We start from the raw sequence: 15703 nt of genomic DNA, 5'->3' as shown, positions 1-15703 counted from the left end.
CTGTCTCGTGTACTGATCGGCCTGGAGGACGCTATGCTGCCACTGCCGAATTCATCATCGCTCAACTCGGAGAGCGCGTTGCCTTCAACCGGCGTCAGGGCTGACTTCACGGTCGATCAGAATTGGGAGAGCTACAGCGATGAAGATCACGCCATCTGGCGTGAGCTCTTCGAGCGTCAGGCCGCGCTCCTGCCGGGGCGGGTTGTGCCCGAGTTCTTGGAGGGGCTCGATTTCCTCTCCGTCGCTGCGGACGGTATTCCCGACTTTGCGCGCTTGAACGAACTCTTAAAGGACGCCACGGGCTGGACGATTGTTGCGGTACCCGGACTGGTGCCGGACGAGGTCTTCTTTGATCATCTCGCCAACCGGCGTTTTCCTGCGACCCACTGGATCCGGGATCGTGCGCAGCTCGACTATCTGGAAGAGCCCGATCTCTTTCACGATGTTTTCGGACATGTGCCGCTGCTCGCAAATCCGGTCTTCGCCGACTACATGCAGGCTTATGGAAAGGGCGGTCTGCGTGCCTCGGGAAAGGGCGCTCTGCAATATCTGGCGCGTCTCTACTGGTACACGGTCGAATTCGGTTTGATAGAAACGCGCGAGGGTTTGCGGATTTATGGTGCCGGTATCGTTTCCTCGAAAAGCGAGAGCATATTCGCCCTCGAATCACCCTCTCCCAATCGTATCGGTTTTGACCTGGAAAGGGTGATGTCGACGCTCTACCGCATCGACGATTTTCAGGAGACTTATTTTGTGATCAAGAGTTTCCAGAGTCTCTTCAACGCGACAGCGCAAGATTTTGCGCCTATTTACAAAGAGTTGGATCGCCGCCCTGATTTCGATCCCGGTGTGATCCTGGAAAGCGATCGTGTGATCTTCAGAGGTAATGGCAGCTATCACCGTTAATTGCCTTCTCCTTCCGTTCCGTGATCCCGGTACCCCAGGTGTAAAAGAATTCTCTTCAGGCGATTGGCATTCTCGTCTTTCGGATTTTCGAATTCGAAGAAGCGTTTTGCTCCGTGCGGCTTATCGGGGCCTTCGTCGTAGTGTGGAATGATGGCCAGCGCGGCAGGGAAGGTCGCGTGATAGTCACACACCTCCGTCGAATGGTGACGACCTCGCCTCGATCCTGTGCCGGCGTTGATCCGTGCAACAAGAACCCGTTCCAGACCAGCGTCGCTCGTTTCAGAAGTGTCTTCGGCGCCTTGCGACGGGGGGTGGTCGACAGCAGGAAATTCTGCTCGGACTGTGCGAGCTCTGCCCGCCCCGTTGGGAACCCAGGTTATTTGGAAGTCCAGCTTAGACTCCTCGATGCAGAAGAGTTTGAAGGCAGTGCTATGGTTCGCGATGCTGGCCGCCCAGATCCTTTAGAACGTCATGGAGCGGGAGCAGCGCCGGAAAAGGTTCATCCATCCGATGTGGCTCTTGCCTGACCTGTTCCTCTGGTCATCGAGCCGCCACCCGTAAATCCCTAACCGCGATTTGACGCCTCTGCATAAAGCAATCGGCGTTCGGGAAAACATTCGATTTAGACCTTTATTTCCCTCTCTCACCGTGACAGAAGAAGAGCCGCTTCTTTCGTTTAAGGCTGCTCTTAAAAAGAGAAACAATGGGCCGTGAAGCAAAAAATATGAGTTCGATTCATATGAAATTACTTTGAAGTTTAGCAGATTATTGGCGGCGAAGATGTTTCGAGCTTCCGTGATTGGACCGCAGGTGTAGAGACGCCACCGCGGTGCTAAAGATCATGCGATCTGTTAATATGAAGCTTGTATTTCAATTCGCTGTCTCTGTGCGATGGCTTGAATATGAAACGGCAGTGTGTGCTTTCTTGCTGATTGCCGAGGTGTAGAAAATACAGGGTCATGTGCGATCCTTTGTGGAAAACTAGAAAGATCCAAAGCCAGATGACACTCACCACCCAGGGTGTAAACCAAGACAATGAAATGATGGGCCGAGAGACGCCGAAACGGCCGCCTTCCTCAACTTTCCCTGTCTCCCTGGTTTTGGCCGGCAGCATGGCCGTGCTGGTTCTGAGCGCCGTGGTGTTGGTGCTGTTTATCGGCCTGTGGACCAGCCAGCGAAACACCATCGATCTCCTGAACGACCGGTCTGAACTGATACTCGGGTCAATCGAGAGCGATGTGCGCGCATATCTGAACCCAGCTCAAGCACAGGTCGAATTCATCCGCCGGCGCATCGCGACGGGGCAAGTCGACCCCGAAGATCATCAGCGGTTGTCGGATCTCTTGTCCGGAAGTCTCGCCGCGGCGCCTCAGATCGAGGTGATGTCCTACTGGCATTCTGATTTTCGGCAACTGGTCGTGCTGAACGATAGTCCTGGTGCAGCAGCACAGGTACTTGAAATCGAAACAGACGCAAGCGAAACCGCGCAAATCAAGGATGCGCGCGCCCGCAAGGCGAACGGCCCCTTTTGGGACGATATTGTCTTCGCGCCGGAAGTTGGCATTAGCTACGTGAACCTCGTGCAACCGATCCGTAAAGACGGCGAGTACGTTGGGTTTCTTGCGGTCGGTGTTTCTCTGCCGGAACTCTCGAAGTTCGTGACCGAAGTCGGCGACCTTTTCGATACCAATGCTTTTATTCTCTATGGCAGGGACCGGGTTTTGGCGCATCCGCTTCTTACACAGCCGCACCCTGAGCAGACGATCGACAATCCGGTGGTTGCGCTCCAGCGGGTCGGGGATATCGTGCTGGAAGAAATCTGGTCCGGCGAGCCGGCGGAGCTCTTCGACCGCGCGGCGAAAGCCGGGGTCAATGTCGTAGTCATGGAAGTCGGCGATGTCGAGCATGTCGCGATCTATCGATGGATCAATGAGTTCGGCAGTCCGCCCTGGGCCATTGGCGCCTGGTTGGTCTCAGATGACGCGGACGCGGAGCTCGAGCGTTTGGCCTTTGCGGCTGCCGCCGGCCTGGGGATTGCGATCCTCGCTACTTTGATGGCGGTCTGGCTGGGCCGCAGGTTGTCCCGGCCCATCAGCCTGCTGGCCCGGAGCGCGACACAGATCGGAGCGTTGGACCTGTCGCATGTTCGCAGCCTGCCCGGCAGCCGTGTGAGGGAGTTGAACGATCAAGCCCTGGCGTTCAATTCCATGCTCGCAGGTCTGCGCTGGTTTGAGACATACGTGCCGCGGACGCTGGTAACCCGCCTGATTCAAACGGGTGATGCCACCAGTCTGGAATCTCAGGAACGTATCCTGACGGTGATGTTCACGGACATTGTTGGTTTCACGGCTGAGTCGGAACGTTTGCCCGCCGGCGAGATCGCGAGCCTGCTTAACGAGCACTTTGCATTACTGGGCGGCTGCGTCGATTCTGAGGGCGGTACGATCGATAAATTCATCGGCGATGGTTTGATGGCATTCTGGGGTGCGCCCGACGAGCAGGCAGACACCGCGGTGCGGGCCTGCCGGGCGGCGCTCAAAATGGTGCGCGCTGTAGAAGCGGAGAACGCCAAGCGCGCGGTGAACCGGCAGACGCCGATCCGGGTCAGGGTCGGCATCCATACAGGTCCTGTTGTCGTGGGTAACATCGGAGCGCCGGGCCGGATGAACTATACTATCGTCGGCGATACGGTGAATAGCGGTCAACGGCTCGAAGCGCTCGGGAAGGACTTGGATCGTGGTGACTATGTGACGATTTTGGCTTCGGATGCCGTTGTGTCGCAGGCTGAGGACATTGACGGAACCTTCGAGGCAGCAGGTAGTTTTCAGGTGAAAGGGCGGGTCCGTGAGATCAGCGTCTACCGACTGCTTCCAGCCACCACGGTCACTGAGTAGACGCGAGATCCGATCCTACGGTCTGCCTGGCGCTGTAAGCGTCAGGTTTTCTGTGATGCCGCACAGCGGCCCGTACCTGTAAAGACAGCATTTTGAAGCGGTTCGCCTCGTGCGAGCCGGTCCAGGTTGGCGGCAACGAAACGCCAGCGGCGCTCAATCGTCTCTTCGGTCCAGCCGGAGTTATGGGGCGTCATGATGACATTGTCGAGCTCGTGGAAAGGAAAGGCCGAGGGCCGGACCGACGGATCGTCGGGCGTCGGATATTGATACCAGACGTCGATGACGGCGCCCCGGATAGATCCGCTTTTCAGACTGTTGAACAAGGCCTCTTCGTTTACGATCGGTCCGCGGGCGACATTCAGGATCACGGCGTTGGATTTCATGGCCGCAAAAGCGTCGGAATTGATGAGATCGCGGGTTTGTTCGTTCAAGGGGCAGCAAATCGCAAGATAATCGCTCTCGCTGAGCAGGCGCTCCAAGTCCTTATGGGTGCCCAGCCAGTCAATACCGTCCTGGGCAGGCTTGGATGAATTGGCAATCGCCACAATACGCATGCCGAAGGCTGACGCGCGGCGCGCAACCTCACGGCCGATGTGACCATATCCCAGGATGCCGACGGTTTTGCCTTTGAGTTCGCCATGAGTTGGGCCTGCGCCTGCCGTTCGGCCCTGCCAGCTTTCCTGCCGAAACTTACTGGACACTTTGCAGAGCCCGATTTCCCACTCCAGCATGGCAAGCAGAATGTATTCGGCGATCGCCGGTTCATGCTCATAGGCGTTGCAGAAGGTGCAGCCTGCCGGCAACTCGTCGGGCGTTATCCAATCGTAGCCGGCAAAGGGAATCTGAAAGACTTCGAGCTTGGGAAGTTGGGGCAGGGTACTGTCCGGCCGCCCGCTGACCATAGCCCGTGCTTCAAGAGCCCACTCGCGAAGTTGCGCCTCGGGTGTTTCCTCAGGGACGCAACCAATAACGTCCCAGTCCGTGGTCAGGAACTCCCGTAATTGAGTGATTTTACCGACAGCCTTCCGGCCGTAGAGAATAACGCTTGGGGGCTTGATCAAGGCTAAAGCCTTCCTGCTTCAAGAGGTTCAGGTTCTGATCGTTTATCGTTGGATCGACAGATGAATACAGATCAGGCGTTGAAGAGTGATTGTTGACGAAGACTCGCGTTCTTGACGGACTCCGTCAAGAAGGATCGCGCAAAAAAGGACCCCAGCCGGATCTCTGGAATCCCGGACGCCCGACGGGCGGGGGTGATGGGTAAAGAACGCTTTGGGGGAGCCTGCTGTGGCCGCGAACTGCCGCTCTTCCTCTCCCCTGAACAGGAGGCCTGAAGTCAGCGGCCCTTGGGAAGGGCCGGCAATACCTGTGCAGGCTGCTGGCTAACGGTGCGATCGCGCGGGCGGGAAGGCCTTTTGCTTGCCGGTTTCCGGCGTGCGTAGGTTTTGGCGTGTGCCAAGAGTGGATAACAGGTGCAAATGCTGGGATGGCGTTTACAGTTTCGACAGTCATCGATAGATGCGGGGCGATTGAACAAATGCCATTCCTTTCAGCGTGGGAAAGTCTTGCGATCCTCAAACAATCGCCTGCTCAATCCCGTTGTTGTCACTACCTGTGGTTCACAACCTGCGAAAAGATGCTGCCGAGGTGAACACTCTTTCGATAAAATAGTGGCCCAGGACATGCCCGGGCCACTTCGCCGTCACTACATTTGTCGGCTGAGTTGGTTTTCCCTGTAACTTCCATAGACTTAGAAACACAAATAAACATGCTTCTAAGGGCTAGTGCCACATCGTTTGGTAGCAAGGGCCGTGCCAGTTTTAGGGGTAAGGAACTTCTGCCGGATATTTTTGTACTGAATCCAACAAAAAACAGGCAGAATTGGGTGGTTCTGCGAACGTCATGCTGATGAGAATTTCGCTATCTTACTGAAGGCTATCGAAGATCAGTAAGTTCGCATTCGCAGGTTTTTGTTGCAAAATGCAACGCAATTTGCAAATTGCGACTGCCGAAATGATTGTTACTTGCAATTAGTGATTTAATTTAGCTTGTTCAAGGCAAGAATTTGATTGAGTGGGGAGGCGTTTCGTTGATGGGGATTGCCACCACAGGGACGTGTAACTTCCAGGGAAAATTCGTGGGTTCGTAATTGAAAGATTTTTTTGTAGGGGGGGCGGGAGGGTGTGCCTTGGCCTTTGTTTTTCAAGCTCAATTTTGGCCTGGAATGCGAAGAACTGGAAGGAAATCGCCTCGTAAACCGGCCTTTAACGCCTTGTTAACCATGGATTTTAGAAAGTCTTAACGCTCGTCTGTCATTCTTGTGACATGGCCGGTCGGGTTTTCATGCGGTCAGGAACTGATGAGAGGAACAGATGATGCGTATGGTGTTTCCTTTATTGGCCGGTCTGATGATGGCTTCTTCGCCGGCCCTTGCCGCAAAACAGTGCGATGACCGCGACGCGATCTTGAAGACGCTTGCGTCCAAATATAGTGAGGCGCCGGTCGCGATTGGTGTGACGAATAATGGCGGTCTGGTCGAGATTCTGACCACCGGGGACGGCAAAACCTGGACACTGATCATGTCTTCGCCGAAAGGCCCGACGTGTCTCGTTGCCGCGGGGCAGGGATGGAAAAAGCTTCAGCAGGCTGACACCAGCAAGCTCGCGCCGATGATCGACGAGCCTGACGTCTAATCGTTTGCGCCGTGAAGCCGTAATGTGGGGCGTCTCCTTCCGTTGAAGGCCTTTTCAATGCGGTTGGGGGGGGCTTGGTGCCTGGTTCGGTGGCTGGACTGAACCGGCAGACGCCTTAGTTTAAAGTTGCTGTCTCAGCCTGTCCGTTGTCCGGGCTCTTCTATCAAGTAAATACTTCTTCTGAATTCTCTCTCTAACTGACCCGGTTCTCAAAAATTTATTTCAAAATGCTTGATTTATACGCTTCCTGTATTTGGGAAAGTGTTATCCGTTTGTTAATTTAAGTGCGCTATTCAATCTGCGTGAGAATAAACCGAACCTCGGCAGCTCAAAAGATGGCTTCGAGCAGGTTTTGATGGGAGACACGCAAATGCTTAGAAAAACCCGCATTGCCCTGGCGACACTTGTTGCAATGAGCCTTACAGGCCCTGCGATTGCTTCTGTACCCTACAGCGCAGTGGACCTGGCGGCGCAGATGTCGTCGGGCGCAGAGATCGCCAATCCCTACCCCTCAGCATCCGGCAGCCCCTTGAAAGTGGCGTATCACGATCTGAGTCACGCGCAGTCCGTGGACAATGCATATGGTGCCCGGGCCTTTAAGCGCGGAGAGTTGCGCATCGACCGGCGTTTGAACTGTTTCATGGCAGGTACGGGGGATCTCATCTGTTTCTCGGCAGGTATGGATCAAAAAGTGGTGCCGCCTCAATCTGTTACGCAAGAAGACAAGACGGCACCTGCGACCCAACAGCGTTAGTCTTCGGCCGGCGCGGCCAGAGTTCTCAAGACCAGCCGACCTTTCCGTCCCCGATGCCGGGCGTTACCCCGCCCGACCTGGTGCCATGGATAGAAAAGAACCGCGGTTTTGCCGCAGGTCCGCTGAAGACTGTAGTCCACTAAGATCCGGAAAATCATAGAAAACACCGCCGGCAATTAGCGATGCGCGGCGTGAATTTCATCAAGGTTCGCTTTGAAAATACGGGTCTGGCTTAACCGTCACCGGGATAGCGCGCGATCAATGTGTCGGGCGTCGCGTCGGCGGTCGCGCGCAGCGGCCAGGCGGCGCCGAAGCCGTGCTGATCGAGGTGCTTCTGCACCGACTTGATCGAGCGATCGGCAAAGGGGCCGACGAGAACACGGCTGAAGTGGCGCCCATTCACGTAGACGTGCTGGATCCTGGGGGTCCAAAGATTGAACTTCCGCGCGACCTCAATGGCCTCGTGAGGCGTTGTGAAATCACCCAATGCGACGTAGCGCCGCTGAGACTTAGCTCCGGCCTGCGGTTGATAGCCTTCCGGCTGCGCGCTGGGCGCCGAGAATTTTGCCGAATTATCTAGTATTACGCGCGAATTAAACTCGTCTGGGCCACGTGGTGCTCGTGCCGTTACGTCGCGCGTGTCTGTCACTCTGGGAAGACGGGCCACCCTGGAGACGCTGGCAGCCTGCGGCTGACCGGCGGCAGACGGCTCCGATGCAGCACGTCGCGCCGTGGTCTGGGGAGCACGATCTCCTTGAGCTTGGGGCGAACCGCCCGGCAGCAGGGACAGCGGCCCTTGAGAGCGGCCTTTACCGTTTTTCCGCGGAATCGGTTCAAGCGTGACCGGCGGCGTATCGACAAAGGTGTCCGATGTCAGGCCGAGCGCATAGTCCCGCATAACCCGTTGATCGTGGCAGAGATTCTGGGCGGTGGAGGTCGCATTGAACGAGCAGTCGCCGGCGGCATCGTTTGCCGCCAACGCCGGGAGCGAGGCGCCCATCAGAAGGGCGGCCAGAACCGGTAGTTTATGTTTCAACATGACATACATTTGCCACAAGATTAGGGCAAATAAGTAAACCGGAAGTTAAGTTCTTTTTAAGATTGGTTTTTAGGAAATTTTTACTTGTTTTTTAGACAGAAGAGAGTGATCTGTCGATGGTATTGCCCCATGCTCCGGAGACGAGGATTCCCTTTATGCGCCTCAGATCTCATAGGCTGGATTATGCGATAGCTGATCACCCGGCAATCCTGCCGGGCGTACTTCATTTGCAGCAGGGCCCGAATTACTTCAGCAGGATATTGGCGACCTCTTTGAGCTGCGTGCGGGCACGCAGCAGATAAAAACCCTGAACCGCGAGGTGGCTCGGCATGAGAAGACCGTCGTTGTAACCATTCGAGATGATCAGGGGATCCATCTCGGCGGCGGTCCGGAGGTTGTCGAGCATCTTTTGCCAGACAACGCCGACGCGCTTTTCATTGATCGTGTCCTGGTAATCGATCCCCAGTTCGCGCAGGATCATGTAGTAGCCATAGAGCCGCCCTTTGGTGGCGTAAAAGACGTCGTCGGCGGCAAGGTCGAACCAGCCTGCCGAGGAAGCGTTGGCGCGCAGGTCCAGTGAGGCCGAGGAACTTCCGAGGTCCGCGCCGACCCGGTCGAGGAAAGCAATCAGATTGTCGGCGCGCCGGTCGAAGACAGCCTGACCCTGGGCCAGACGCCGGTTATAGCTGACCAGCGCGTTCTTGCCGGCAATGTACTGACGGTCGGCACTGGCTGTCGGCAGCAGGGAGGTCGAGGGCTCCCAGATCCAGATTGTGCCGTCGTACTTCAGCAGACCGGAGGCCTTGTCCAGGTCAGGGTCGACCTGGCTGGAGCCGCGCGAGCGCCCGAGTTCGTCGGTCATCTCAATGGAAAAGCGCGACATGGCGTACATCAGGCCAATCTGGAAATTCGGCATATTGTCGAGCAGGGAGGAGGGAAAGGGAAAAGGCTTGTTGGCCACCCAACCGGTTTCTTCCACCTCGCGCTCGATCAAGGCGATTGACATGGCAACGGCGCGGCTGCCACCCGGCGTCAATTCTTCTTCGGCCAGATTGAAGTCCACGTCATCGTTGATCTGATGATTTAGCATCATGCCGACCGGATAGAAGACCAGCAGCAATGCCAGGATGACCACGCCGATCACCAGCTTTTTCTTGCCGGTGAACCATTCGTGGAGGGTGTATCGCATTTCGGCGCTGATCACGTGCGGGCTCCTGGTGTGTTGGACCTGACTTTCCGGTGGTGCCTCACAGTAACCTACTCGAGACATGCTTTCCTCGCATTTAGTGCGCCTCACGGCAAGTGCGAGGGGTGTCTAAATAAAAACCGCAGGGCTACCCATGACACGGGCGAACATCCCGGCGCGCCATCTGTTGCGTTTCAGGTCCGAGAGCTTTCTGCTATTTTATTGCGTCCTGAGCTACCTCCCGATGCCTCGTCGACGCGACGGGCCAAAATTCAGCAGGGGAGTTACGAATGACGGTCTATCTTGACGAGGATGACGTTGGGCACGACCTGCACAGCGTCGCCTATCCCCACCTTCTGCTTGCATGGGCGTTACGATGATCATGGGCGACGGCTCTGTTGCCGGTGCGCATATCACCACCCACGATACGGAAGAAAAGGTTCTGGCGAGGCTGGTGGAACTGATGTCGCTGGTTCCGGCGCCGCCTCGCAAACTTCTGCTGACAGGCAATTTCGAGATTCACCAGTTTTTCAAGGACACCTTTACACCTGCCGAAAAAGCCAAGGCGATTGGTTACAAAGGCAAGATCATCTGCTTCGATGCCTCGAGCTTCAAACCGAAGGATGGTGCTTTTGTCCGCATCATCAGTAACGGGCCGGTCAACGACCCGACCATCGAGTTCAAACGAAACGAGAAAGTCAGCTATAGCATGACGGTGACGAACCCCGTCGGCCATCTGGACTCGCGGTTCGGTGTCTTCACCGCCGATCATGCAATGAAGAAAGGCAGCTCCATCAACGTTGCCGGCCCCAAAGATCTAAATGTGATTGAAGTCTGATTGCGCCCAGGCGATGGCCTGCGCAGTCCACTGCTATTCCGCTTTTTCTCCGGACATTGCCGTCAGTTCAAGTGCTCTCAGCGTTCGGTGCGTTCGGGAAAAGATTGAACCCTTTTCCGATTGCCGCCGACTAAGCAGCAACGTGGGCGGCGACCATCCTTACCAGACCAAATGGACACCAGTGAAGGTCAACTGTGCCGGTAGCCATTCGGGTGGTTTCCAGACGGCGCCCAAGCCCAACACCCATTGATAGAGGCCTTGTGGCTCCCAATTGCGCCGGCGCTCTTCGAGAGGGCCGGCGTCTTGCTTTTACACACGGCGGATCGGCTTTCCAGCTGATCAAGAAAAAACGCCGTTACGGGCAGAATGTGCAAATTCTCGCAGGGCTTATGCGTAGGGGAGATAGTCTTACAGTTTGGACTTGGCCAAAATGACGAGAATTGTGCTTGAGTTGTAAGCCGCTCGAAACACTGCGTGATTTCCTTGTCTTGCAATCAGATTGCGTGTTTCTAAAAATAGGAAAATATGACAAGAAAATGAAAAATCTTCGTTGTTGCGATTATTTTGCATTAACAGCTGCTTAACCAGTTCTTCGCGTTAAGTTTACTAAGATCTGTCACCGTAATTTCACGCGCCGACACAGATATTCCTCTACCTCCGGTGCGGAAAGGAGCGCGTGATGTGGAAATCCGTAACCCTGGGTCTGAGCCTTGCGATCGCCGCGTCGATCGCTTCGACGCCGGCCCTCGCGCAGGCACAGTGTGACAGCCGCGATAAAATTCTGGCAACCCTCGCAAAGAAATACAGCGAAGCCCCTGTCGCGGTCGGTCTGACCAGCAAGGGGGGGCTGGTTGAGGTGCTCAGCACCGGCGATGGCGATACCTGGACAATCATTATGTCGACCCCGGACGGCAAGAGCTGCCTGGTCGCAGCCGGTGAAGGCTGGCGTGAAAAAGAGGCGGTCGCGCTGAACTCGGATCCCGAGATTTAGACTTTGATTTTGCGCGACAGGTCTTCAGCTTGCGTTTGAGACCGGCCCTTCTTCCGGTTTCGCGCACTGCCCGAGTGCGATGTCCGTTCTTGATAGCCTTCATCAGGAACGATCGCTCTCAGCGGGAGCTTTGGCTCGATGCTCCGAGCTTCGACTTCTTACCTGCCCGAGACGCTTCTCTCGAGCGCATTGCCCAACAGACGCGGCGCTCGGTCACTCACCGAAAGCGGTCCAGGTTGCTGGTCCGGCGCCTTCTCTTCCCCTCGTTTCCTGAAAGCCCGTCACATCTGGATGGTGCGAGCGCGGCACGCGGCGGCACCCTGGCAGACTTCGAGCCTGGTCAAGGTCAGGAAAGCTTCTCAGCAGCGCTCTGCCACAGGGCATTAGGCACAACCCCATTTGCGCGTTCGCGCAGCTATTCGCGGTGTCTGCGGCGGACGGCAACATACGTCCCGCGTTACCCCCCAAAATATGCCCGGCGTGTATTTCCGCGCGGGCGCCGCACGGTAAAAATTCACCCGATCCCGGGAATCTATCCGAGAGCCTGAGAGGGGCGAGACTATGAAGCTGAGTGTAAAAGCCGCTCTGATTATCGCTGTTTCCATGGCTATTTTTACCCTGAACGGCGCTATCTTCTGGTCAGACGATTTCCGGTTTCTCATGACTTCGGCCATCTTTGGCGCGCTGGTGGGCATCATTGCCTTGCCGGAGTTCGATAAGCGCTGCCGGAAAGGCGCCGGTGTCAGGAACCTTTTGGCCGGGATTTTATCAGGCGCGGGGATCGCCGTTCTTCAGGAGATGTCCTTGGAATGGGCCGCGGTCACGGTGCTGGCAGGCGGCGCACTGGGATATTTGGGTTTGAGATGGGTACGGCATCTGCAGTTACCATAACAGCTATCATGGCTTGACCTCCGGCACCGCCAGGTAAAGCCAACTCCACACAGCGTTTTCCTTATCGAAACAGCGAAGCTTCGTGAAGACCCGCAAGCGGTCGAGAGGCTGTGGCCTGGTCAGGTAGAGGCGTGTGGTCTGACAGTTTGAAAAGTCAGAGAAGGCGGTGTCGGTGAGGGGATCGTATCCCTCCTCATAAACCGGCAGGGCCACACGGGTCGTCTGCAGGCTTGCTTCGATTCTGGTTTTGAGCTTTGCGAAGCTCAGTTCGAATTCCGGCTTTCCGACCCATTGACCGACGGCGTAGCTGTCTTTGCTGTACCACTTTTGCAGCCTTGCGTCCGACACCGTCCTGGCCGCGCTGTCCTGAAGAGGGCGCGCTTTTTCTTGCGCCAGAACGTCAAAAGGATTGATCTGATCCGCAATGGGAATGTTCTTGATGCGCTGGTTGTGTTCGAGCGTGACGAGGTCCCCGGTCTCCAAGGTGCGTTGAACCGGCCAGGCTCTTTCCTCCCGGCCGCTCTCGATATTTATGGCGACCAGAAGCGTGTCCGTCAGCGCGGTCATATGTGTTTCCAGGTTATCCGTCACTCTGCGCAGAACAAACAACTCCGTCGCGCTCTCGCCGAACAGCATGTCTTCGACCGAGAGGCTGCGGGGAGGTGTTGCCTCTGCCGTAGTTGAGGATAACAAGCTGACGAACAGCAAGAGGGCGGAGAGGTTGGAGGGGTATTTCATGCTTTTGCCGACGAAAAGGGGAACCCGTTTGCGGCCCGATTTGAAGTCCGTCGGAACTCATCTGCAGGACCGCTAGAGTGTCAGTCGGATCAACTCGTCAAAAGGTTCAATTTTTGAGACGGGTTCGTGAGCGACAGCGTCTCGCCGCACTCAGTATTTTGTCAGCATCCCTTTCGGCAGCCAGAAGCCGATCGAAAAAAGAATGGTGATGATTAATCCGATTGCGAGCTGAACGCGGAAGATGGTCCAGACGTCCTGAGCAAACTCGGAGTTCCCGGCAATAACCGCCGCCGGGTTCTTTGCGAGGTAGCGAATGTCGACCTCGTCGCCGATGCTGTGCCCGAGAGAACGAAACTCGGCGACGGCGCGCTGCAGCCGGCCGGCGTTATCTCTAAAGACGACAGTGGCGAGTTGAACGCGTTTCTGATCGTCGATGCAGTAGTCGGTCAGGCTGCAACTGCGATCACTCACGGCAACGATTTCACCGCGCGCCGAGAGCGATTCTTCGGCAAAGGCGTCAGAGATATCCGTGTAGTGCAGATACCAGTATCCGAACGCGCCCGCCGCGAGCAGAAACACGATCGCGGCAGCGCGGCGGTCCAGGTGACGTTTCGCCCTGGGCTGAGCCGCGAAGTTGACAGCCATGCAGTAACCATTGGCAGTTAATCCAGCCTGCAACGAGTACGGTGGGATCCACTAACATACTGTTAAAGATGAGTTTTTCATCGAATGCCGTGAATTAGGAAGGAGGTCTATAGCCTTGTTCCGGCGCAGGATTAACCCTGTCCAAAAAAAAGTGCCGGCGTTTCACTTTTCGAGAGGCCGGTCCGAGGGTTTCCGGTCATCAGGCGTTCTTGAAGAGGGTTTCTGGAGATCAAAAGTACGATGTTATGCCCATCGAGCGCATTTGAGACAAATTGAGTCTTGGACTCAAAACCGGTCGTAAACGAGCCGATGAGGTGAGACGGCAAGGCCGGGAGCAAAAGTGAGCGCACGGAAATGACCGAGATCAATGGCGCAGAGATCTGATGGCTCTATTTTGGTTCGACTGAAGACCTCTGCTTGTTTTTGTACAGGATTGGGAGACGCACATGTTGAAGCGCGGATTCAAGGCGCTGCTGGCTGAAGCGAATGCCGCGATCGAGACGGTTTCGGTGCAGGATCTGCCCTATCACCTGGAGGATCCCAATACGGTTCTTGTCGACGTACGCGGTGTACAAGAGCGGGAAGAAGAGGGGGCGATCCCGGGTTCGCTGCATGCGCCGCGTGGGTTGCTCGAGTTTCTGGCCGACCCAGAGAGTCAGATTTACATTGCTGCCTTGAAGCCGGAGTGCAGGGTTATCTGCTACTGCGGTACAGGGGGGCGGTCTGCATTGGCTGCCAAGACACTGCTCGACATGGGGTTCCGCGAGACGGCATCGCTTGCTGGCGGCTATGCGGCCTGGAAAAGCGGTCGCTAGAGCAGATCCGGTTTAGATGGAATCGCCTTCGGCGATCCGTCGTACCGGTGAATCTCCTCTCACTATACGATTTAGAGCGGGTTCACATATCTTAGCGAAAACACAGAGTGTTTCCGTTAAAACATGACGCGCTCTAGCAGCCTGGCTGTTCATCTGATGTGCGCATCAGTCCTTGATCAGCGTGCCCTTTGGCAAGCAATAACCGATTGTTAGAAAAGCACATATAAGTGTGACGATCGCAAGTTTGATGCGGAAAATCGTCCAGATACCGGTCTCAAACTCCAAATCGCCGGCGATGACGGTAGAGGGATCGCTTGCAAGATAGTGAACATCGAGTTTCTGTCCAGCCTCATAGGCGAGCGACCGGAACTCTGCTTCGGATTGCCATTGCCTGCCAAATCTGTCCTTGAAGACAAGTGTGGCGGTATAAATTATCGCCTGGTTTTCGATGCAATAATCGGTAAAGGCGCAGGCGCGTTTATCCACAGACAAGACCTTTCCGCGGGTGCTGACGGCTTCTTGGGCGAAAGCTTCGGACAGTCCGGTGAAGTGCAGGTACCAGTAGCCCGACAAGCAGGTAAAGAGGAAGGCAATAACCGCTACGACTTTGCGATCCAGATAGAAAAGAGGTTTACCGTCGTATGCCCAGTCGTCGTCCATGTCGCAGCGGCTCACGTAAATTCGTCCTTGAGCCGGGATAGACATGTAAGGCTAACATCTTCTTAAAAGTATTCTTTCGGCTAAATGCGATATAAAAATCAGGCGGCTGTACGGCTTCTCTTTTAAGCTCACCTTCACTGTAGTGGTACTTTCACGCAGGTTTGCGCCTTGCGGCATGCGGTCAACAGACCTTTGTATTCTGAGGTACGGGTGGAGCCGAGGCGTGGGAGGCTGTCGGCTTGAGTATCTTAAGACGAGGAGGCAGCTCTACAATCGTCCCGTCAGATTCGGTCTCAGGCTACACGTTAATGCCTGAAACTGTTCCGGTCGGCAGGGGCGCCGCTGGACCGCATCGTCTCTTTATAGCCCTCGAAGAAATACATCATGGGCACGTCGAGCACTTCGCCGGCTTCATACAGACTTTGCGCTCCGATGGGGGCTTCGCCTTTTTCCGCGAGGCGGATGGCCTGTGCGGGGAGGCGCAGCGCGCTGGCCAGATCATTCAGTGTGATGTTCTTGCTCTCGCGTTGCTGCTTAAGGCGCTGCCCGATGAACTGATCGACCCGGCGAAGGGGGCTCGACAGAGTCGTTGGGGGCTGTTTTGCGTTTCCCATCTTTTGCTCTCCTGACGCGGTTTTGTTTGAACCTGCCTT

The 15703-nt window shown here is 55.9% G+C and carries 16 protein-coding genes; 8 read left to right on the top strand and 8 right to left on the bottom strand.

Translation table 11 applies throughout. From position 1 onward, the window contains the following. Positions 1 to 33: 33 nt before the first annotated feature. On the top strand, positions 34 to 906 hold the full coding sequence (gene phhA, locus FKG95_RS11810) for a phenylalanine 4-monooxygenase (RefSeq protein ID WP_142896542.1): 873 nt from the start codon (positions 34 to 36) through the stop codon (positions 904 to 906). On the opposite strand, the gene FKG95_RS11805 is transcribed toward phhA, so the two are convergent. Continuing rightward, a complete protein-coding gene (locus tag FKG95_RS11805; protein ID WP_142896541.1) occupies positions 903 to 1097 on the bottom strand; it encodes a hypothetical protein in 195 nt (64 codons plus the stop codon). The two genes, phhA and FKG95_RS11805, sit on opposite strands and share 4 nt — an antisense overlap. Positions 1098 to 1907: 810 nt before the next feature. On the opposite strand from FKG95_RS11805, the gene FKG95_RS11800 reads away from it, so the two are divergent. Continuing rightward, the gene (locus tag FKG95_RS11800; RefSeq protein ID WP_179954065.1) at positions 1908 to 3800 is read left to right on the top strand and encodes an adenylate/guanylate cyclase domain-containing protein; all 1893 of its coding nucleotides are present in this window, start codon (positions 1908 to 1910) and stop codon (positions 3798 to 3800) included. 41 nt (positions 3801 to 3841) lie between these two features. Here FKG95_RS11800 and FKG95_RS11795 read toward each other — a convergent pair whose 3' ends face one another. Then, the gene (locus FKG95_RS11795; protein WP_142896539.1) at positions 3842 to 4861 is read right to left on the bottom strand and encodes a 2-hydroxyacid dehydrogenase; all 1020 of its coding nucleotides are present in this window, start codon (positions 4859 to 4861) and stop codon (positions 3842 to 3844) included. A 1311-nt stretch (positions 4862 to 6172) separates the two neighbouring features. Between FKG95_RS11795 and FKG95_RS11790 the strand changes: the two genes are divergently transcribed. Beyond that, on the top strand, positions 6173 to 6493 hold the full coding sequence (locus FKG95_RS11790; protein WP_142896538.1) for a hypothetical protein: 321 nt from the start codon (positions 6173 to 6175) through the stop codon (positions 6491 to 6493). Between the two features lie 370 nt (positions 6494 to 6863). Beyond that, positions 6864 to 7247: a hypothetical protein gene (locus FKG95_RS11785; RefSeq protein WP_142896537.1), complete on the top strand. Its 384-nt coding sequence runs from the start codon at positions 6864 to 6866 to the stop codon at positions 7245 to 7247. A gap of 232 nt (positions 7248 to 7479) precedes the next feature. Here FKG95_RS11785 and FKG95_RS11780 read toward each other — a convergent pair whose 3' ends face one another. Together FKG95_RS11780 and FKG95_RS11775 are read right to left on the bottom strand one after the other, a co-directional pair. Beyond that, entirely contained in the window at positions 7480 to 8286 is an 807-nt protein-coding gene (locus FKG95_RS11780) for an SPOR domain-containing protein (protein ID WP_142896536.1), read from the bottom strand. A 244-nt stretch (positions 8287 to 8530) separates the two neighbouring features. After that, positions 8531 to 9490, bottom strand: a complete 960-nt coding sequence (locus FKG95_RS11775; protein WP_246116745.1) for a DUF2333 family protein — start codon at positions 9488 to 9490, stop codon at positions 8531 to 8533. A 358-nt stretch (positions 9491 to 9848) separates the two neighbouring features. Here FKG95_RS11775 and FKG95_RS11770 point away from each other — a divergent pair, with 358 nt between their 5' ends. The 3 genes from FKG95_RS11770 (at position 9849) to FKG95_RS11760 (ending at position 12192) form a co-directional block, all read left to right on the top strand. Beyond that, on the top strand, positions 9849 to 10310 hold the full coding sequence (locus tag FKG95_RS11770) for a hypothetical protein (protein ID WP_142896535.1): 462 nt from the start codon (positions 9849 to 9851) through the stop codon (positions 10308 to 10310). A gap of 679 nt (positions 10311 to 10989) precedes the next feature. Continuing rightward, positions 10990 to 11301: a hypothetical protein gene (locus FKG95_RS11765; protein WP_142896534.1), complete on the top strand. Its 312-nt coding sequence runs from the start codon at positions 10990 to 10992 to the stop codon at positions 11299 to 11301. 561 nt (positions 11302 to 11862) lie between these two features. Then, positions 11863 to 12192: a hypothetical protein gene (locus FKG95_RS11760; RefSeq protein ID WP_142896533.1), complete on the top strand. Its 330-nt coding sequence runs from the start codon at positions 11863 to 11865 to the stop codon at positions 12190 to 12192. Positions 12193 to 12198: 6 nt separating this feature from the next. On the opposite strand, the gene FKG95_RS11755 is transcribed toward FKG95_RS11760, so the two are convergent. Next, positions 12199 to 12930 carry a hypothetical protein gene (locus FKG95_RS11755; protein ID WP_142896532.1) on the bottom strand — a complete coding sequence of 244 codons (732 nt, stop codon included), beginning with the start codon at positions 12928 to 12930 and terminating at the stop codon, positions 12199 to 12201. 150 nt (positions 12931 to 13080) lie between these two features. Continuing rightward, positions 13081 to 13575, bottom strand: a complete 495-nt coding sequence (locus FKG95_RS11750; protein ID WP_142896531.1) for a hypothetical protein — start codon at positions 13573 to 13575, stop codon at positions 13081 to 13083. A gap of 446 nt (positions 13576 to 14021) precedes the next feature. On the opposite strand from FKG95_RS11750, the gene FKG95_RS11745 reads away from it, so the two are divergent. After that, on the top strand, positions 14022 to 14390 hold the full coding sequence (locus FKG95_RS11745; protein WP_142896530.1) for a rhodanese-like domain-containing protein: 369 nt from the start codon (positions 14022 to 14024) through the stop codon (positions 14388 to 14390). A gap of 165 nt (positions 14391 to 14555) precedes the next feature. Here FKG95_RS11745 and FKG95_RS11740 read toward each other — a convergent pair whose 3' ends face one another. Together FKG95_RS11740 and FKG95_RS11735 are read right to left on the bottom strand one after the other, a co-directional pair. Further along, positions 14556 to 15050: a DUF3592 domain-containing protein gene (locus FKG95_RS11740; protein ID WP_142896529.1), complete on the bottom strand. Its 495-nt coding sequence runs from the start codon at positions 15048 to 15050 to the stop codon at positions 14556 to 14558. A 305-nt stretch (positions 15051 to 15355) separates the two neighbouring features. Then, the gene (locus tag FKG95_RS11735) at positions 15356 to 15664 is read right to left on the bottom strand and encodes a helix-turn-helix domain-containing protein (RefSeq protein ID WP_142896528.1); all 309 of its coding nucleotides are present in this window, start codon (positions 15662 to 15664) and stop codon (positions 15356 to 15358) included. Between the last annotated feature and the right edge of the window lie 39 nt (positions 15665 to 15703).

This window comes from Denitrobaculum tricleocarpae (assembly GCF_007004665.1).
Taxonomy (GTDB): domain Bacteria; phylum Pseudomonadota; class Alphaproteobacteria; order Kiloniellales; family Kiloniellaceae; genus Denitrobaculum; species Denitrobaculum tricleocarpae.
This window is presented reverse-complemented; position numbering and strand designations above follow the sequence as displayed.